At 68.7% G+C, this 18411-nt stretch carries 18 protein-coding genes; 7 read left to right on the top strand and 11 right to left on the bottom strand.

Going from position 1 to position 18411, the window contains the following annotated elements; genetic code table 11:
- Nucleotides 1-5 precede the first annotated feature (5 nt).
- The 7 genes from hcaB to CQZ88_RS09785 all read right to left on the bottom strand — a co-directional run bounded on the left by hcaB (nucleotide 6) and on the right by CQZ88_RS09785 (nucleotide 6238).
- Nucleotides 6-803, bottom strand: a complete 798-nt coding sequence (hcaB, locus tag CQZ88_RS09815) for a 3-(cis-5,6-dihydroxycyclohexa-1,3-dien-1-yl)propanoate dehydrogenase (RefSeq protein WP_050034941.1) — start codon at nucleotides 801-803, stop codon at nucleotides 6-8.
- Nucleotides 790-1164, bottom strand: a complete 375-nt coding sequence (locus CQZ88_RS09810; RefSeq protein ID WP_006933065.1) for a bifunctional 3-phenylpropionate/cinnamic acid dioxygenase ferredoxin subunit — start codon at nucleotides 1162-1164, stop codon at nucleotides 790-792. The genes hcaB and CQZ88_RS09810 overlap by 14 nt, the downstream gene beginning before the upstream one ends.
- A gap of 11 nt (nucleotides 1165-1175) precedes the next feature.
- A complete protein-coding gene (locus CQZ88_RS09805; protein ID WP_006933066.1) occupies nucleotides 1176-1736 on the bottom strand; it encodes an aromatic-ring-hydroxylating dioxygenase subunit beta in 561 nt (186 codons plus the stop codon).
- Complete coding sequence (locus CQZ88_RS09800; protein WP_050034940.1) at nucleotides 1733-3064, bottom strand: aromatic ring-hydroxylating dioxygenase subunit alpha; 1332 nt, start codon at nucleotides 3062-3064, stop codon at nucleotides 1733-1735. The genes CQZ88_RS09805 and CQZ88_RS09800 overlap by 4 nt, the downstream gene beginning before the upstream one ends.
- Nucleotides 3057-3959 carry a VOC family protein gene (locus CQZ88_RS09795; protein WP_232334090.1) on the bottom strand — a complete coding sequence of 301 codons (903 nt, stop codon included), beginning with the start codon at nucleotides 3957-3959 and terminating at the stop codon, nucleotides 3057-3059. Before CQZ88_RS09795 ends, CQZ88_RS09800 begins: the two co-directional genes overlap by 8 nt.
- 22 nt (nucleotides 3960-3981) lie before the next feature.
- Nucleotides 3982-4839 carry an alpha/beta fold hydrolase gene (locus CQZ88_RS09790; protein WP_044475720.1) on the bottom strand — a complete coding sequence of 286 codons (858 nt, stop codon included), beginning with the start codon at nucleotides 4837-4839 and terminating at the stop codon, nucleotides 3982-3984.
- A gap of 139 nt (nucleotides 4840-4978) precedes the next feature.
- The gene (locus tag CQZ88_RS09785; protein ID WP_102799654.1) at nucleotides 4979-6238 is read right to left on the bottom strand and encodes an NAD(P)/FAD-dependent oxidoreductase; all 1260 of its coding nucleotides are present in this window, start codon (nucleotides 6236-6238) and stop codon (nucleotides 4979-4981) included.
- 234 nt (nucleotides 6239-6472) lie between these two features.
- On the opposite strand from CQZ88_RS09785, the gene CQZ88_RS09780 reads away from it, so the two are divergent.
- Nucleotides 6473-8125, top strand: a complete 1653-nt coding sequence (locus CQZ88_RS09780) for a helix-turn-helix domain-containing protein (RefSeq protein ID WP_050036325.1) — start codon at nucleotides 6473-6475, stop codon at nucleotides 8123-8125.
- 22 nt (nucleotides 8126-8147) lie between these two features.
- Here CQZ88_RS09780 and CQZ88_RS09775 read toward each other — a convergent pair whose 3' ends face one another.
- Nucleotides 8148-8726 carry a TetR/AcrR family transcriptional regulator gene (locus CQZ88_RS09775; protein WP_235431185.1) on the bottom strand — a complete coding sequence of 193 codons (579 nt, stop codon included), beginning with the start codon at nucleotides 8724-8726 and terminating at the stop codon, nucleotides 8148-8150.
- A 74-nt stretch (nucleotides 8727-8800) separates the two neighbouring features.
- Nucleotides 8801-9598, bottom strand: coding sequence for an IclR family transcriptional regulator (locus CQZ88_RS09770; protein WP_256997141.1), 798 nt, complete (start codon nucleotides 9596-9598; stop codon nucleotides 8801-8803).
- Between the two features lie 209 nt (nucleotides 9599-9807).
- On the opposite strand from CQZ88_RS09770, the gene CQZ88_RS09765 reads away from it, so the two are divergent.
- The 5 genes from CQZ88_RS09765 to CQZ88_RS09745 are packed head-to-tail and all read left to right on the top strand — an operon-like array spanning nucleotide 9808 to nucleotide 15923.
- Nucleotides 9808-11055 carry an NAD(P)/FAD-dependent oxidoreductase gene (locus tag CQZ88_RS09765; RefSeq protein ID WP_232334091.1) on the top strand — a complete coding sequence of 416 codons (1248 nt, stop codon included), beginning with the start codon at nucleotides 9808-9810 and terminating at the stop codon, nucleotides 11053-11055.
- A gap of 25 nt (nucleotides 11056-11080) precedes the next feature.
- A complete protein-coding gene (locus CQZ88_RS09760; RefSeq protein ID WP_050034936.1) occupies nucleotides 11081-12664 on the top strand; it encodes a class I adenylate-forming enzyme family protein in 1584 nt (527 codons plus the stop codon).
- Nucleotides 12661-13113: a MaoC family dehydratase gene (locus CQZ88_RS09755; protein ID WP_050034935.1), complete on the top strand. Its 453-nt coding sequence runs from the start codon at nucleotides 12661-12663 to the stop codon at nucleotides 13111-13113. The genes CQZ88_RS09760 and CQZ88_RS09755 overlap by 4 nt, the downstream gene beginning before the upstream one ends.
- 36 nt (nucleotides 13114-13149) lie before the next feature.
- On the top strand, nucleotides 13150-14979 hold the full coding sequence (locus tag CQZ88_RS09750; protein ID WP_102799653.1) for an iron-containing alcohol dehydrogenase: 1830 nt from the start codon (nucleotides 13150-13152) through the stop codon (nucleotides 14977-14979).
- The gene (locus CQZ88_RS09745) at nucleotides 14976-15923 is read left to right on the top strand and encodes a dioxygenase (protein ID WP_180986988.1); all 948 of its coding nucleotides are present in this window, start codon (nucleotides 14976-14978) and stop codon (nucleotides 15921-15923) included. Before CQZ88_RS09750 ends, CQZ88_RS09745 begins: the two co-directional genes overlap by 4 nt.
- A 51-nt stretch (nucleotides 15924-15974) precedes the next feature.
- Here CQZ88_RS09745 and CQZ88_RS09740 read toward each other — a convergent pair whose 3' ends face one another.
- A complete protein-coding gene (locus CQZ88_RS09740) occupies nucleotides 15975-16895 on the bottom strand; it encodes a phosphodiesterase (RefSeq protein WP_006933091.1) in 921 nt (306 codons plus the stop codon).
- A 132-nt stretch (nucleotides 16896-17027) separates the two neighbouring features.
- Nucleotides 17028-17822, bottom strand: a complete 795-nt coding sequence (locus tag CQZ88_RS09735) for a hypothetical protein (protein WP_029542674.1) — start codon at nucleotides 17820-17822, stop codon at nucleotides 17028-17030.
- A gap of 202 nt (nucleotides 17823-18024) precedes the next feature.
- Between CQZ88_RS09735 and CQZ88_RS09730 the strand changes: the two genes are divergently transcribed.
- A partial coding sequence (locus tag CQZ88_RS09730; RefSeq protein ID WP_102799668.1) for a CoA-binding protein occupies nucleotides 18025-18411 on the top strand: 387 nt, incomplete at its 3' end.

Below are 18411 nucleotides of genomic sequence, written 5' to 3'. Positions count from 1 at the left end.
CGCCGTCAGACGGCGTCGGTCCTCTTGGGTGTTCCCCAGCTGCTGACGTCCACTACCGTTCCCGTCACGGTCGCGGAATCGTCACGGCACGCGAGATAGAGGTAGGCGCCCACGTAATCGTCGGGTTCCACCTCGATCTGCAGAGCTCCGTTGTCGCGCACCATCTGCCGGATCGGAATGGCCTCGGCCACCGAGTGATCGGCGAGCCCCATCGCGCCGGGCCCGCGCAGGTCGGTGGCCATGCCGCCGGGAGCAACCGCATTGACCCGAACCTCCGGGGCAAGTTCGTACGCCAGCTGGCGCACGAGTCCCACGCCGGCATGCTTGGACGAGACGTACAGCGGCCCACCCCCGCCCGGGAAAAAGGCCGCGTTGGACAGGGTGAAGATCATGCTGCCGCGGGAGGACTTCAGGTGCGGCGCTGCGGCCTTCGCACCGAGCAGATAGCCCTTCACGTTGACGGAGAACAATTCGTCGAACCCGGTACCCAGTTCTTCCGGCGACGCGTCGAGCAGCGAACGACCGAAGTCCCAGACTCCGGCGTTGCCGACGAAGGTGTCGAGAGCACCGAACTCGCGCACGGCGAGATCGGCTGCTTGCTTGTTGTCGGCGAACGAGGTGACGTCGCCCGTCAGGGTGCGCACGCTGGTCCCGAACGCCTCGCGCAGTGCGGTCAGCTTCTGCTCCGACCTGTCGAGCACGGTCACGCGACCGCCGTTCTCGACGAACCGTCTCACCAGGGCGTGGCCGAGCCCGGATCCGCCGCCGGTCACGAGAATCGACTTTCCGTCAAGCCGTCCCACTACGGGCTCCTTCCTTCAGTTCGTACGAGTCGGGAAGTCCGACGTGGATGTCGCCGCCCTCGATACGGACCGGGTGCGTGCCGACCGCGGTCGTCGCGGGCGGATTCAGGGGCCGGCCGGTTCGGAGGCAGAACTTCGCCATGTGGAGCGGGCATTCCACGACGCAGTTCTCGATCCATCCGTCGGCGAGGGAGTACGTCTCGTGCGTACACGTGTCGTCGACGCAGAAGTACTCCCCGTTCGACCTGAACACCGACACCGGCGGACGCGAGTCGAGCCGCACCGCGTCGTCGTCGTCGAGGTCGCCGACCGCGCAGACACGAACCCACCGCGTGTTCTCACTGGATGATTCAGCCGTCATCGTCGGATACCTCACAGGAAGATGCTGATGCTGGGGGCGAGGATCGTGGTCTGCTCGAGGACGATCCGGCGCTCGCGGATCTTGAAGGGCAGGGTGCCGGTGTGGTGGCGCAGCACATCGAAGCGCTCACCGACGAACCAGTCCTGGTGCCGCTCGAGCCGGCTGCGGTAGACCCAGAAGTTGCACACCACGTCGAGATCGCCGTCCTCGCGGTGCGCGACACGGACATTGGTCAGCAACCGCCGGGTGCGCGACGGGGGCTCCTCCGACCACGACAGGCCCGAGGTCAGCCGTCGGACCCTGCCCCGCAGGAAGGGGAAGTCGTCGTCGATGAACGCGCCCTCGTCCGGGCCGGAGATCTCGGCGTCGCGTTCCCGGAACGTGCGGGTCATGCGGGTGGGCGCCCAGTAGTGCACGTCCTCCCCGAAGAACTCGAGCCATTCGTGGTAGCGGTGGTTGTCGAGGTGTTCCGCCTCGGCATACAGGAACTGTTCGACCGCGTGCTGCAGATGCACGTCGGCGCGCTGGACGGCCGCGGGCAGCCCGTCGGCGCTGCGGGTGTCGGTGGTCATCGGTTCTCTCCTGCGTGTTCGGAGCGCTTGGCCTCGTCGGCTCGGCGGAGGATTTCGTCCCACGGCAGGCCGTCGACGAGATCCAGCCACCGCTGGTAGAACCCGCGGGCGGCGGTTTCGCTGTAGACATCGTTGGACAGGCCGGGAAGACCGTGACTGTCGCGTTCCTCGAATCCCATCCCCATCTGGACGTTGAACTCGGTGCTGCGCGACTTCCAGCCTCGCAGCACTTGCTGCACCTCGGTCCAGTTCTCGCCGTCATCGGTCTCGAAGACCCCGGCCGGGCTGAAGGAGCGCTGGGTGCCCCGCCGCATTCCCGCCTTGGCCTCCGGCGAGGCATCCTTCGGCACGAACGTCCATGCCCACACCTCGATCTGTCCGGGACCGCGCGGATGCCACACGCGCATCGTGTTTACAGGTCCGAGCCAGGAGAAGTTCGGGAAGATCAGATTGTGCCCCGAGACCTTCACGGCGCGGTCGGCGCCGATCCGCCGGAAGACTTCGTCGCGGTTGGCTGTCTGCCAGGCGCTGTACTCGGGGCCTGCGTGCAGGTCGGGGCCGAATTCGGGGAGCCAGAAGCTCCCCGATCCGTGGCCGTCACCGGCGAACTGCCGGCCCGGTGCGTCAGGCGGTGGGTTGAGCAGACCGTGGAAGGCCGGATCCTCGTGCAGGGCCAGCATCGCCGACGAATGCGAGATCGCGGCGTGGTACATGTCGCTGGCGAACTGCTCCGCCGGCAGCTTCCAGTTGCAGTCGATGACCCACTTCGCGGCGCCCTTGACGAACTCGATGCCGTTGTCCCATCGATCGATGGTCGCGTCGAAGTAGTACGCCATCTCGCCCAGATACTCGACGAAGTCCGGGACCTCGTCCGACCAGGTGCCGAAGTGGAACCCCCGGTAGCTCGCGATGCGGGGGACCTTCGTGGCGCCCCAGGAGGATTTGTCGATCCGGTCACGGTATCCGCGTTGCTGCTGCGGCACGTTGATGAGGTTGCCCTCGAGGTCGTACGACCAGCCGTGGTAGGTGCACGTGAACGCGCGACTCGTGCCCTCGTCCGATCGGCAGATACGCATTCCCCGATGCCGGCACTGATTGAGGAACGCCTTCACCGAGCCGTCTCGCTGGCGCACGACCAGAACCGGATCCTCACCCATGTACGTCTGGACGAACGACCCGGGCTTCGGCAACTGACTGTCGTGCGCGAGGAAGAGCCAGGTCCGGCCGAACACCCGCTCGAGCTCCAGTTCGTAGATGCCCGGGTCGGTGTAGATGGTGGGATTGAGTAGGCCGTGAGCGGGGTCGACCAGCGCATGGATGTCACTCATCGTCGGCCCCCACTGCCACGGCGCTGGGGACGTCGGCAAGGACCTGATGGCCCCACGTGCTGGCCGACCGGTAGTGGCCGACGGTCCACGAGTCGTCGTCCACGAGTCTGCCGTTCCATCCGTACTCGATCGCGAACCCGGACGGTGTGGACAGATAGAACGAGGTCATCGCGTCGTTGGTGTGTTCCCCGAGGGCGCGGACGACCTGTCCTGGCGTCTCCATCGCCAGATCGAGTGCCCGGCCGACGGAGTCGAGGCGGCTGAGCTCGAGCATCACATGGCCGATCCCCGGTTCGAAGCCCGGGATGGCGGCGAGCGCCACCGTGTGGTGACGCGGATTGCAGTGCAAGAAGACTGCATTGGTCGGGCCGAAGGCGATGGTGTCGCTGGGGCGGAAGCCCAGCATCGACTGGTAGAACTCGGCGGATCGCTGCGCGTCGGATGCGAAGAGGAACACATGCCCGAGGCCGAGATCGCCGGTGACGAAGTCGATTCCCCGCGGCGACACGAACGGGGTGTGGTCGTGCGGATGGCCGTACACGACCTCGATCGGGTTGCCGTCGGGGTCAGCGAAGGCGATGAGCCGCTGCACATGCCGTGCACGTGCCAGATCGGCATCCTCCGAGACCGGGACCGAGTTCGCGACCAGGCGGCGGGCGAGCGCGTCGAGGTCCTCGCTGGTCCGCGTCTCGAACCCGAGGGCGAGCAGGGCGTCCGCCCCGGGGGGACCGTCCTCGACCGTCAGCCGGTACTCACGCTCGTCGAACCGGAAGCGGGCCTCGGTGGGGTCGTCGGACGATACGAGTTGGGCTCCGACGATTCGGGTGCCGAACTCCCTCCACTCGTCGACGGGGCCGCGCACACGCAGGTATGCAAGAGCCTTCACAGTGCTCACGGGATTTCCTTTCGTTGACATCTCAGATCCGGCCGCGCAGGAACAGCGTGCTGAGCTGGACGAACCGATCGGCCTGTTCGATCTGCGCCCAATGACCGCAGTGCGGCATGACATGCAGGCGCGCGTTGGGGATTCGCCGGGCGAGCCATTCGCTGCTCTCGGCGGGGACCACCGAGTCCTCGCGGCCGTGGACCAGCAGGACATCATTGCGGATCCGCCGCAGCGATGTCTCCGGGACACGTAGGCCCGGAAGCCCGGGACCGGATTGCGGAAGCCCGAAGGTGAGGAGATGGGATCGGCGCACGTCCGGACGCAGCGCCGTCTCGAGCCGGTCCCGGGCGATCGCGTCGATCTCGTCGCCGAACAGGTCCGGATCGTGGAGCATGTACGAGATCAGCTGCTTCATGCTCTCGAGCGTGGGGTCGTTGTAGAACTCGATGAGCTTGAGCAATTCCCCGGTCGGCGCGGTGTTGCCGCCGCCACCGGCCCCCATGCCGATGACCTTCCCGATCCGGTCCGGGGCGACGGTCAGCATGTTCAGGGCGACGACCCCACCCAGCGAGTTCCCCACGAGGTGCACGCTGTCGAGGCCGAGGGCGTCGACCAGCGCCAGGTTGCTCAGTACGAGCTGCCGGACACGTCCGCTCGGGGGGAGCTCGGCCGGGTGACTCGAGTCGCCCCAGCCGACCTGGTCGATCACAAGACAGTCGTAGTCGTCCGCGAAGGCGGAAACGGTCGCGGCATAGTTCGACAACCCGGTGGCACCGGGCCCCGATCCGTGCAGGAACAGAATCGTCTCCCCGGTGCGCGGACCGGCTCTGTTGAGCCGGATGCGGAAACCGCCGGCTTCGACGTCCGAAGTCTCCATTGTTGTCGTCATCGTCATCCTCTCTACGTCCGGGTGTGCCCAGATTTCACCCCGGGCCGCGGTGGGTGGGGCCACGCCACGGGGCACCTGAAACGCCCCGGCCCGGGCGAATCCGGTTATGGAATAGATTCAGGTCGCGTCTGTTTCGGGATCACCCGGTGACGTCGATGTCGCGCCGGGCGTCCGGGCTCCTCAGTTGGCGGACCAGCCTGCGCAGGTCGGTACCGGCGAACCGCAGAGTCTCGTCCGGAACTGCAATCCTGTTTTCCGCCAGGATTTTTGCCGATCGGACATCGCGCGGCTCGTCCAGGGCGGCTGCGGCGGCAACGCGCCCGTCGCGCACCCAGAAGGCCACGAATCCGGGTTCGGTGGACGAGTCACGGACAATCACGCGGTCGCCGGGCCGCCCGCGCCCGTACATCTGCAGCGTGTGCTGGTACTGGTGCGACCAGAAGTAGGGGATTTCACGGTTGACGGTCGCGTTGCCCGCCATCGACGCTCCGACGGCTGCACCGTGCCGGCGGGCCACGTCCCAGTGCTCGATCCGACCCCGGTGACCGAGGTGCGGGTTGACGTGCGCGGCGATGTCTCCGGCCGCCCAGATCCAGGGGTCGCTGCTGCGGCCCAGGTCGTCGACGGTGATGCCGTCGGCGCAGGCTCCCCCCGCCTGTCTCGCGAGACCGTCGTTGGGGACGACACCGCACCCGACGACGACGGTGGCCGCGTCGAGACGTTCGCCGGTCGACAGCCGCACCGACTCCACTGCGCGCGAGCCCGCGAACGCGTCGACCGTACGGCGCGTCAGGATGCGCACCCCCCGTTCCGTGTGCAGCCGGCAGATGCGCCGGGCGATCTCCGGGCCGACGGCCGCCAGAAGGGGGAGCTCGCCGAGTTCGACGACGGTGACGTCGATTCCGCGGTCCACCGCGGCCGCAGCGACCTCGAGGCCGACGAACCCTCCACCCACGACGACGAGCGGCCCACCCGCCCTCAGCCGGGCGGACAAGGCCGCGGCGTCGGCCGCATCTCGCAGCGTGAGGATGTTTCCGAGGGCGGCCCCGGGGACGTCCAACCGCCGTGCCGCCACGCCGGTGGTGAGCAGCAACCGGTCCGCGACAAGCTCTTCCCCGTCGGATGTGTCGATGCGCCGGTCCGACGGTCGAAGCCGGCACACCCCGACACCGAGGCGCAACTCGATGTCCAGGCGCCGGTACTCCGTCTCGGCCACTATCTCCCGCAGCCTGCGGTCGGAGAGGTACTCCTTCGACAGTGGCGGGCGTTCGTAGGGTGTGTGAGGGTCGGCGTCGACGACGGTGATTCGACCGGCGAATCCGTTGTCTCTCATCGCCGACGCCGCGGCCAGGCCGGCGGCGCCGGCGCCGACGACGACGTGGTGCTTGTTTCGGGTCAAGGTGCCATCTCCTTCACGGAGCGGTTGGGAGGTGCCCCACTCCGCAGGCATGTTGTACGGATCACAGTAGGTTCGCGTGGACACCGCCGTCCATCGACTGTTCCGTGCGCCGGAACTCCGACCGAGACGGTCCTGTGAAGTGTGATGCGGCCCAGCGTTTCTCTCATCTGCGGACCCGAATCGGCACGGCGAATCCGCCGGAGCACGGCCGTGGTCGAGCGTATGCTCACCGCCATGCCTGTCGAACGATCCGGGCGCGCTCAGTACACCGACATCCTGACTGCTCTTCGAGACATCGTCGCGGCCGACAGTGCCGACGACGTGGTGCGCGCGGCACTCACCTCGGCGCGCGCCACCGCGCGTGCCGACGCGGCGTTCTGGATGGACGCCCGCGAGGACGGTCTCCACATGGTGGCCGGGTCGGGTCTGAGTCAGCCCGAAGTCCATGCCCTGAGCCACATACCGCCCGACCGGGGGCTCGGAGGCGAGGTGCTGCGCAGCGGCGGACCGGTGTCGACACCCGACTACAGCGCGGACCCCCGGGCGATCCCCCGGATGCGGCAGCTGCTGGAACGAGAGGGACTGGTCTCGGCGGCGGCGGTGCCGGTGAGCGGAGCCGCACACGTCGACTCGGTGCTGTATGTGGTGTCGCGCGCACGCCGCCCCGTCGAGTCGGAGGAGCTGCGCGCGCTGGCCGGTCTCGCGTCGATGGCCGGGGAGCTGCGCGAGCGGGCCGTGGAACGAGCACGCGCCGCGCAGGACCTGCGGACACTCGAGGACGACCGCGAGCGGTCCCGCGCCGAGCGGGAGCTGTATCTGGCCACGGCCGAATCGATGCTCTCCGGTGCCGGCCTCGACCACTGTCTCGAACTCGCAGGCGACGCGTGGGGCGCATCGGTGCACCTCGAGGGGCCGAACGGCCGCCCGCCGCGGCCGGGCAACCCGACCGTCGACCGAAGCCGCACGACGGGGTGCGTGCGGCAGTTCCGCGTCCCCGGAACGGACAACGCAATGCTGACCCTGCGCGGGGCCGCCGCCACCGGGGACGACTCGGTGCGCGTGCTGGCGGCTCTCGTCGGGATGGACCTCGCGCGGCACCGTGCCGCCCTCGAAACCGAGATCCGCCTCACCGATCACTTGGTGCGGAGCCTGCTGGACGGGTCGAAGGACGAGCTGCGCCGGCTGTGGCATCGGGCTCTGCTGGTCGGGCTCGATCTCGGCGTCCCTCGGGCGGTCGTCGCCGTGGGAGGTGACCGGCACGTGGATCGGGCACTGCTCGACACCCTGGGCCGGCGGGTGCGGACTCGGGTCCCCGACGCGCAGCTGACCACGTTCGAGGGCGACGCGTTCGTGCTGTGGCCTGTGCGCGGCGACGCGGAATCGAGCGTCCTCGCAACGCACCTCGCTGCGATCGTCGAGGAGTGCCGCCCACACGCGCTCGGCGCCGGCATCGGTCCGGTCTGTCGCCGGGCCGAGGACTATCCCGCGGCCGTGCGCGAGGCCCGCTTCGCGCTGCGCGTCGGTGTCCACGGACGACGCGAACGCGCCGTCGTCACCGTCGAGTCTCTCGGAATGTACCGCCTCTTCGCGCACGTCGGCGGAGTCGACGCGCTGGCGGCCGCGGCGGAGGAATCGTTGGCTCCGGTGCTGCGCGCCGACATCCGCGACGGCTCCGATCTGCTTCACACGCTGCAGACGTATCTGGAGAAGGACCGGCGAGCGGCCGAAACGGCCCGTGCACTGCACGTTCACGTCAACACGTTGCGCTACCGCATCGAACGCGTCGGCAAGCTGCTCCGCGTCGATCTCGACGACCCGGATGCTCGCTTCTTCCTGCTGCTGGCGCTGCGGTTGAGCACCGTCGTGGGACGCCGGGACGGCCGCTGACGCGGGCCGCGCGACCGCGCTCCTACGGGCCGGCGCCGCGATCGGCGCCCTGGGCGACGATGTCGGCGCGCAACAACCGGTAGAGGGCGCCGATCTTGCGTTCGAGGTACGCCGCGTCCCCCCCGGACTCGATGACGGCGCCGCGCACGAACGTCACGCTGGTCAGGGCGAGTTCGACCGCGAGCGCGCGCGGGTCCACCACACCGGCCTCTTGCGCGAACGGCTCGATGACGTCCACCAGCTGGTCGCGGGCATAGCCGGTGGCCTTCGCCACCACAGCGGCGAGTTCCGGGTCGGCCGCCCCGTGCCACACGATGTCCGCCTCGAGCTGGAAGTACGAGATGTGTTCGGCTATGGTTGCGGCCGCAGCCGACCAGTACGCGCGCATCGCCTCCTCGGTGGATCCGGAAATATTCACCGCCCGAGGAAGATTGGCGAAGAACCTCCGGCTTCCCCGCTCGATCACCGCGGCGAGCAGGCCGGACTTGCTCTTGAAGTGGTGATAGATCGATCCGACGGGAAGCCCCGATGCACGCCGGATGTCCGCGATGGAGGTCCGGTGGTAGCCCTGAGCCGCCATCAACTCCTCCGCGACGTTCATCAGGTGATCGCGACTGTTCTGTGAAATTGCCTCCGCGCCGGCCATGGATCCGGTCCCCACCTCCCTCGACTCGTCTAGACAGATACGTAACGCGCCCCGAGCGACCGGCCGATCGCGGCCGACGCCTCCCGCAACGGCGAGACGAGTTGCTCTCCGGTGCCGTACCCGCTCGGAAACGCCACGGAGATCGCCGCGACCGCATCGTCGCCCACCAGGACGGGAACCCCTACGCACGCCAGGCCTTTCGCAGATTCCTCGCGATCGAGCGCGTACCCGGAGATGCGGACGCGCTCGAGACACGTGTGCAGGTCGTCCGGACGCACGATCGTGCTGGGTGTGCGCGGGACGAGGACGCGAGATCGCGACGGCGCGGGGCCGAGGGGTGTGTGTGCGAGCAGAGCCTTGCCGACCGCCGTGGCATGAGCCGGCAGCCTGCCACCCACCGAGGCCGGGGTCGACGTTGCACTACCGGTCATCTTCGCCAGATAGACCACGTCGTTTCCGCGCAGGACTGCAAGGTTCACGGTCTGCCTGGTGGCCCGGTGGATTCGTTCGAGGAACGGCAGCGCAGCGTCACGGAGTTCGAGCTCGGCGGAGCAGAGTCCCACCGAGAACAACCGCAGTCCCACCTGATACCGGTCGTCGATACGCTCGACGGCGCCCACCTCCTGCAGCATCGCGAGGAGACGGTGCGTCGTGGACTTGGGCAACCCGCTTCCGCGCGCGAGTTCGCTCAGCGTCATGGACCGTCGGGACTGAGTGAATACACCCAGGATCTCGAATGCCCGCCCGAGCAACGATGCGGTAGCCGCACGATCGTCCGGCGCCGAAACACTGCGGCATTCCAGTCCGGGACGAGGATCTCCTGCCATAACGCCTCCAAGCTGGCTAGAACGATCGTTCCAATGAGGCTATCCACCGACCGGCACCCTGTCAACGAATCACGCCCGTCGCACCGCCTGCGCCCCTCGGGGTCGCGTCCACGTGCCCACCGCCTCGAGTCGATGCCCACAACACCCGGCCCGATCGCTGGACGAGTCATCCATTGAGCACCGATCCGGGTCCGGCCACAGTCGAAGCCATGACATCCGAATCCCCCTCTCCCCCGGACCCGACCTCGGCGCCACGAATTCAGGTTGTGGTCGTCGGCGCCGGCCCCGTCGGACTCGTGGCGGCCCTCGCCGCGCACTCACACGGCCTCCGGACGACAATCCTCGAGGCTGAGGACAGCAACCGGCTCCGACCCGGAAGCCGCGCGACCTACCTCTACCGCGAGACGCTGGACCAGCTCGACGCATTCTCCCCCGGCCTGGGCGCGCGGCTCGCCCACGAGGGCGTGACCTGGCCGCGTATCCGTTCGACGTACCACGGCCGCACCGTGTACGAACGGACCTTTCCGCGCGCGCCCCACGGCGCGTTCGGCGCCAGCATCTCGCAGCGGCTGCAGGAGCGGGCGATGCTCGAGCACGTCGAGAAGGCCGGGATTCCGATCCGGTGGAGCAGTCGGGTCGGCAGCGTATCGTCCACCGAGAACGGGGTCACCGTCCACCTCGTGGACGGCAGCACGATCGACGCAGACTACGTCGTAGCCGCCGACGGTGCGCACTCCGCGGTACGCACGTCGCTGGGAATCGGCATGGAGGGTCCGCGGTCCGACGCGTCCTTCGTCATCGTGGACGTCGACGAGGTTGCCGACGACCCGCTGCCCCTCGTGCGGGAGTTCCACTACCGGCACCCGGCGGTCGAAGGACGCAATGTTCTCGTCCTGCCCTTCCAGGGCGGGTGGCGCCTCGACCTCCAGGCACGCCGAGACGACGACGTCGAGGCCCTCCAGTCGGCCGACGGCACCGCCGCCTGGGTCGCGGCCATCCTCGGCGAACGCTACCGCGATCGCATCGCGTGGGTCTCGCGCTATCGATTCCACCGCGCGGTCGCCGCTCGATTCACGGACCCGCACAACCGGGTGTTCCTCGCGGGTGAAGCGGCGCACCTGTTCGCACCGTTCGGCGGCGGACGCGGATTGAACTCCGGAGTGCGCGACGCGCAAGCCGCGATCGAGGCGTTCGCCGCCGCAGCTCGCGACGGCGGGGACGCCGCCGCCCGGGAACAGGTCGGCGCGGCGGGCGAGACACGCCGCCGTGCAGGGCATTTCAACGCCGATGCCGCCGGTGGCGCGCTCGCCCAGATGGAGGCGAACACCGTGTTCGACCGTGCCGCGCAATGGGGTGCGGCGTTCGCCGCGCGCTGGTGGACCCGACCGGGAATGTGGCTGGACAGCCGGGTGACATCCGGTTCCGCCGAGCGCTTCTCGCCGTCCACCCGATTCTGACCATCACCGCACGCCGAGGACCATCATGATCGATCAACCTCATCCCAGCCCCGGCACCTCGAACACCAGCCTCTGGGACGTGTTCGCCCGCCGCGCCGCCGCCCACCCCGATCGCGAGGCCGTCGTGCACGGTTCGTTCCGCTGCACCTACGGCGAACTGCGGGAACAGGCCGAACGCACCGCCGCCGGTCTCGAAGCGCTGGGGGTGTGCCCCGGCGACCGGGTCGGCATGCTCTCGTACCCGCGCCCCGAAGTCGTCGCCGTCTATCTCGCGTGCGCCCGGTTGGGCGCCCTCTTCCTCGGGATCGGAACGCGGGTGAACGAGAAGGAACTGGACTACATCCTCACGGACGCCACGCCCTCCGTCCTTGTCACCGTGGAACGATTCGAGGGCACGCAGTTCGGTGCCCTCGTCGATCGGGCCGCGGAACGCCACGACATTCGTGCCGTCGTTCGTCTCGGTGACGAGCCAGGCGGGCCAGTGCCCTTCGAGGCGGTTCCCGCACGATCCGTCGCGCGGCCCGTCGATCCCGACGCCCCGCTGTCGATCGTCTACACGTCCGGGACGACGGGGGACCCGAAGGGCGCCGTCGTGACCCATCGCGGCATCCTCACCTTCTCCGCGCTCCTGCGCCACACTCCCGTCGAGGCGCCACGCATCCTGTCGCTCATGCCGATCGACCACATCGGTGGTCAGGGCAACGAAGTCGTGTCCGCCATTCTGTCCGGCGGCACCCTCGTCCAGCTGCCGCGCTTCGAGGCCGGCGCCGCACTCGACGCGATCGAGCAGGAGAAGGTCACCCTCTGGCAGGGAGTCATCCAAACCATGCTCAACAGGCTCATGGCACACGATCGGTTCAAGACCGCGGACCTCGGCTCGCTCGAGCGGTTGTGGTGGGTCGGTCCGTTGCCGGTGAGCCTGGCGGAACGGCTCGCCGCCCGGATCCCCGTCGTCGGCGCCTCCTACGGCATGACGGAGATCGGGTGCATCACCATGACCGATCGGGACATCACCCCTGCGGAGGCGACCCGCACCGTCGGCAAGCCGCTCGACGACATCGAAATCCGGATCGAACCGATCCCGGGGCACCGCCCCGGCGAACCCGGCGAGATCCTCGTACGACGCAACCCGTTGATGCAAGGGTATTGGGGAAAGCCCGACAAGACCGCCGAAGCGATCACGCCGACGGGATGGCTCCGCACCGGCGATCTCGGATACTTCGAGGACTCGGGAAACCTTGTCCTGGCCGGTCGTTCGAAACTGCTCATCCGCTCGGGCGGCTACAACATCTCACCGATGGAGATCGAGCAGGCCGTCGAAAACCACCCCGGCATCCAGCTCGCCGCCGTGGCCGCCGTGCCGGATCCCGACCTCGGCGAGGCCGCCCACATGCTTGCGGTCCCGGCCCGCGGGCACGCCCCGACCGAGGAAGAAGTGAAGAGGTTCCTTCGCGAGCGCCTCAGCTCGTACAAGATCCCCAAGAGCGTGCGGTTCTGCGACCAGCTCCCGTTCCTGGCCAACTCCAAGCTCGACCGCCGGGGCGTGCAACGGATGCTCGACCCGAGATCCGACAGCCCCGCACCCGTCCCGTCCCAGGAGGAACGATGATCGTCTTCGGCAGCACCGCCGATCTCACCCAGCACGTCGGCACACATCTGGGCTCCAGTCCGTGGGTGACGCTGGACCACCGGCACATCCGCGGATTCGGTGAGGCCACACACGACTTCAACTGGATCCACTTCGACACCGAGCGCGCCGCGGCGTCCCCGTTCGGATCGATCATCGCGCACGGCTACCACACGTTGGCGCTGATCGGCGGGCTCATCCAGCAGACCATCGATACGTCCTTCTGCTCCCTCGGACTCAACTACGGTCTCAACAGAGTTCGTTTTCCGGCCGCGGTTCCGGTCGACACGCGGGTACGGCTGGACCTGCACCTGGCCGACACCGTGCCGTTCGACGGCGGCGTCGACGCCGTCTACCGGTGCGTCATCGAGATCGAGGACGGCGACAAGCCCGCCTGCGTCGCCGAGGTGATCTTCCGCTACTACGACTGATACCCGCCGCCCGTCACCCCTGCCTTCGGAGAACCCATGCCTGTCTTTCACGACGGTCTCGCCGAGACCGCTCCTCCCCGTGGCCCGGTCGTCGAAACCGACGTCGCCATCGTCGGGTCCGGCCCCGCCGGCGCCTCCGCCGCACTGTTCCTGTCCACGCTCGGCATCGACAACATCATGATCACCAAGTACCGGTGGACCGCCAATACGCCACGCGCTCACATCACCAATCAGCGGACGATGGAGATCTTCCGCGACGTGGGCATCGAGCAGCAGGTCCTTGCGGAGGCGTCCCCCCACGCCATCATGGGTGACACCGTGTTCTGCACCGCCCTGGCGGGCGAGGAACTCGGGCGGATCCTGGCGTGGGGTACCCACCCCGCACGCGAGGCCGACTACGTGCTCGCCTCGCCGTCCCTCAACTGCGACATTCCGCAGACGCATCTCGAACCGATCCTCGTGAAGAACGCCACGGTCCGCGGTACGCAGACGCGGTTCTCGACCGAGTACCTCTCGCATTCCGAGGTCGCCGATGGGGTCACCGTCCGTGTTCTCGATCGGCTCGACGGCCGCGAATTCGACATCCGGGCCAAGTATCTGATCGGGGCGGACGGCGCCCGCTCCACGATCGCAGCCTCCCTCGACCTGCCGTTCGAGGGCCGGATGGACATTGCCGGTTCGATGAACATCACGTTCCGTGCCGACCTCACCGACCTCGTCGCGCACCGCCCCTCGGTGCTGTACTGGGTGGTGCAGCCCGGCTCGGATGTCGGCGGCATCGGCGCCGGACTCGTCCGCATGGTGCGCCCGTGGAACGAGTGGCTCGCGGTGTGGGGCTACGACATCGAGCTGCCGCCACCGGAGATGAACGACGATCACGCCCGGGAGATCGTCCGCACCATGATCGGTCGCGACGACATCGACGTGGAGATCACGGGCTACTCGCTGTGGGGCAACAACGAGATGTACGCCACGCACATGCAGTCGCACCGGGTCTTCATCGCCGGCGACGCGGCCCACCGTCACCCGCCGAGCAACGGCCTGGGCTCCAACACCTCCATCCAGGACTCCTACAACCTCGCCTGGAAGATTGCCGCCGTGCTGGAAGGACGCGCCGGTCCGGGACTACTCGAGACCTACTCGGTCGAACGTGTCCCTGTTGCCGAGCAGATCGTCAGGCGCGCCAACAAGTCCAGTCGGGAGTTCGTGGGAATCTTCGAAGCCCTCGGCACAACTCGGGTGACGACGGTCGAACACATGCAGGCCGAACTCGCCGAACTCCGGGCCGACACACCCGAAGGTGCCACCAAGAGGCAGGCGCTCGCGGCGGCGATGGAGCTCAAGAACTACGAATTCAACGCTCTCGGCGTCGAGCTGGGGCAGAACTACGCCGGCTCCACCGCGGTGGCCGGGGACGGGAGCGTCCTGCCCGCCCCCGCGCGGGATCCGGAACTCTACTACGAGCCGCACACGTATCCCGGTGTGCGCCTGCCGCATTGCTGGGTAGGCAGTTCGACGAGCAAGATGTCCACGCACGATCTGGCCCACGCCGTCGTGCTGCCCTACGTGCTGGCCTTCAACGCCGCGTCGCTCCCCACGCTCGGCCGGCGCCTCGCCGTCGCGCTGGGATCCCCGACCCCGACGGATCCCGACGCGGCCTCCGCAGCGCTCGACGAACTACGGCGGCGCTCGAACGCTCCGACGTCTCTCGCCGAGCTGGGGATGCGCGAGGCGGATCTTCCCGACGCGGTGCGGCGCTGCCTTGCCGCCGTTCCCGATACCAATCCCACACCCGTCACGCCGCGGAACCTGACCGAGCTGCTGTACGCGGCGTGGTCGGGGCGGCAGACCCGGAGGACTCCGTGAACACCCCATCCGATCACACTCACGAGCCGTTCCACCCGACCGCCCGCCCACTCGACGCGGTGCCCTCCGTATCGCCCGAACAGGCACGACGCGAGCAGGACCTCGTCGACCGGGTCGTCGCGTCGTTCGACAACACCGGTTCGCCGCGCCTGCGTCAGCTCATGCAGGCGCTCGTCCAGCATCTGCACACATTCGTGCGCGAGGTACGGCTCACCGAGCAGGAATGGAGTACCGCCGTCGGTTTTCTCACCGAGTGCGGACACATCACCGACGACAAACGCCAGGAGTTCGTCCTCCTCTCGGACGTCCTCGGTGTCTCGATGCAGACCATCGCCGTCAACAACGAGGCCATCGGCGACGCCACCGCGTCGACCGTGTTCGGGCCGTTCTTCGTCGACGGGTCACCGCGCATCGAGACCGACGGCGACCTGACGTTCGGCGCGAAGGGCCAACCGTGCCGAGTGCAGGGCACCGTCCGCGACCTCACAGGCCGGCCTGTGCCGGGCGCGCGCCTCGAGGTGTGGGAGGCCGACGAGGATGGACTGTACGACGTGCAGTACCGCGACGAGCGCGTCGCGGCTCGCGCTCACCTGTTCACCGGCGACGACGGCCGGTACAGCTTCTGGGGACTGACCCCCACCCCCTACCCGATTCCGCACGACGGTCCGGTCGGGCGGCTGCTCGAAGCCGCCGGGCGGTCACCGATACGCGCGTCCCACCTGCACTTCATGGTGTCCGCGCCGGGACTTCGAACGCTCGTCACCCATATCTTCGTCGACGGCTGCGACTACCTCGACCGCGACAGCGTGTTCGGTGTCGAGGACTCGCTCGTCAAGGACTTCGTCCAGCACTCGGCCCAGGAGACTCCGCCGGACGGACACGACCTCGCGGGGCGCAGCTGGGCGAGCGTCGATTTCGACATCGTGCTGGCGCCCGCCGAGTAGGCCGGCCGTGGCGACGCCGGTACCGACCGTCCGAGTTTGTGCGGCGCGCGCCTAGACGCGGACGGTGACGTCCGGGTTCTCGGGGATGCGGATTCCGGCCTCGGCGAGACGCTGGGCCGCGTCCTCCGCGGTGGACGGCCGGCCGGTGGTGATGTAGCTGCCGGTCGGCACCACGGAGTGGACGATGGTGTCCGGGTAGACGTGCACGAGGTTGAAGCCCTGGGCACCGTCGTGGCCGCGCTGGCACCCGGCCGGAACGTTGAGGTCCTGGGTGTAGCACGTCGAGGAGGCCACGGAGACGGGGATGTCGGCGAAGGTCGCGGTCGTGGTGTAGTGCAGGTGCCCGGCGAGGATGGTGCGCACGTCGGTGCCGCGCAGCACCTCGGCGAGGCCGGCCTGGTCGCGCAGCTCGACGAGCACGGCCTGGTCGAACACGCTGGGCACCGGCGGGTGGTGCATGGCGAGGATGGTGCCGAAGCGCGCCGACGTCTCGAGTTCCTGCGCCAGCCAGTTCAGCTGTTCCTGCGAGATCTCGCCGTGGTGGAAGCCTGGCACCGAGGTGTCGAGGGTGATGATGCGCAGGCCGTTGACGTCGTATACGCGGTCGATCGGGCCGGTGGACGGCGCCTGATCCAGCAGCAGTTCGCGGAAGGTGGCGCGGTCGTCGTGGTTGCCCATGGCCCACACGATCTGCGCGCCGAGTGCCTGCGCGACGGGCTCGACGAGGCCGCGCAGCTTCGAGTAGGCGTCGGGCTGGCCGCGGTCGGCGAGGTCGCCGGTGAACACGAGCGCGTCCGGCTGTACCTGGGACGCGCGGATATCGGCGAGAATCTGCCGCACCCGGGCGTCGGCGTCGACCGTCCCGTAGAGCAGTTCGTCTCCGCCGACCAGGTGGGTGTCGGTGATGTGCAGCAGGGTGTGCGAGGGCCTCGGGTATTCGGCTATTCGCTCGGCCCCACGAGGGCTGCCCATGATCTCTCACTTCCGTTCGCCGACGTGCTCAGGCGCACACGTCGAGTATGACCATAGTCGAACGGGTTCGGGTTGCCCTTGGGCACCCCGGAGTCGACGCGACGGCGAACAGGGCGGAAACCTCGGGTGCCGTCAGGCGAGGTGCGCCCCCAACGGCGTGGATTCCGGCTGGTCGAGGCGCCAGAACATGCCGCCGTCGCACGATTCGACGTCACCGCTGAGGTAGCTGGCGACGGCGACGGCGGCGGTGGTCGGATCGGGAAACCGCCGGCCCTCCATCGGACCGGCCGTGATCTCGAGGACGCCGGTGGCGGGGTCGAACCGCCCCTTGACCCGGTAGCCGTCCCAGTCGGCGAGCACCGGCAGCCGCGGGTCCTCGGCGACCTCGGGTTCGGCCGCCCCGCGTGCCTTGCCCGAGGCGCTCGCCTTGCGCGCGCGGTTGCGGGCGAGCCGCTCCTGCTCGGCCTCGGCCGCGTCGTCGTCGGTGTAGCGGGTGGTGTCCTTGGCCGGCGTCAGGCCGAGCAGGTCCCAGCGGTCCTTGCCGTGGGCGACGCTGCTGAGCGGGATGGCGTGGCTTCCGGTGCGGGTCCGGCCGCGCGCATCGGCCATCCAGATGTCGACCTCGGCGGCGATCCCCGCCGCGACCTCGTCGGACGGAAGCACGAAGTACGTCACCGGGGTGCTCCCCAGGTCCACGAAGACCCAGAACTGCGAGCCCGTGTCGTCGGCGTCCGGCAGGGCGTCCTGCCGTCGCGCCTGCCAGTCCCCGTCGATCTTGGCGCGGACGCGCACGATGCAGCTGTCCCCGTCGACGCCCCACACCTGGACCGGGTTGCGCGGCAGGTGCTCGAGCCGCTCGGCGCGGCCCCCGCGCTGGATGACCTCGGAAATGAAGGCTTGGATGCCTCGACCGGCCGTATCTTGCACTCGACTGCGTCCATTTCTGTGCTGCGCCCCGTACGCATCGGTGAGCTGTGTTGCGACGGGTCCAACGCGGCACGACTCGAGTTTCTGTACTCCAGAGTACGGGCAGGGGTTCGGCGGTGGCCGGACGAGTCGGCCTTCGGTGGGTCGGACCGGGTGCCGCGACGATGTCCGCCCCGCGCCGACGAGGGGTAATTTTGCTGCCATGAGCACGTCCTGGCAGGACCCGAAGGCTGTGAACCTGATGCTCGACGACTGCGACACCTGGGCGGTGGTCGGGCTGTCCGGCAATCCCGGCCGGACCGCGTATCGGATCGCGCGCCTGTTGCAGGAGCGCGGCAAGCGGATCGTCCCCATTCATCCGAACGCGCCGACGGTGCTCGGCGAGCAGGGCTACGCGTCCCTCGCCGACGTCCCGTTCCCCGTCGAGGTGGTCGACGTGTTCCGCCGGTCGGAGTCGGCGGGCGAGTTCGCCGACCAGGCCGTCGCGATCGGCGCGAAGGGCGTGTGGTTCCAGCTCGGCGTGATCGACGAGGACGCGTTCCGGCGCACCACCGAGCAGGGCGTGGCGATGGTGATGGACGCGTGCCCG

The organism is Rhodococcus sp. ENV425 (assembly GCF_002887785.1).
Lineage (GTDB): Bacteria > Actinomycetota > Actinomycetes > Mycobacteriales > Mycobacteriaceae > Rhodococcus > Rhodococcus aetherivorans.
This window is presented reverse-complemented; position numbering and strand designations above follow the sequence as displayed.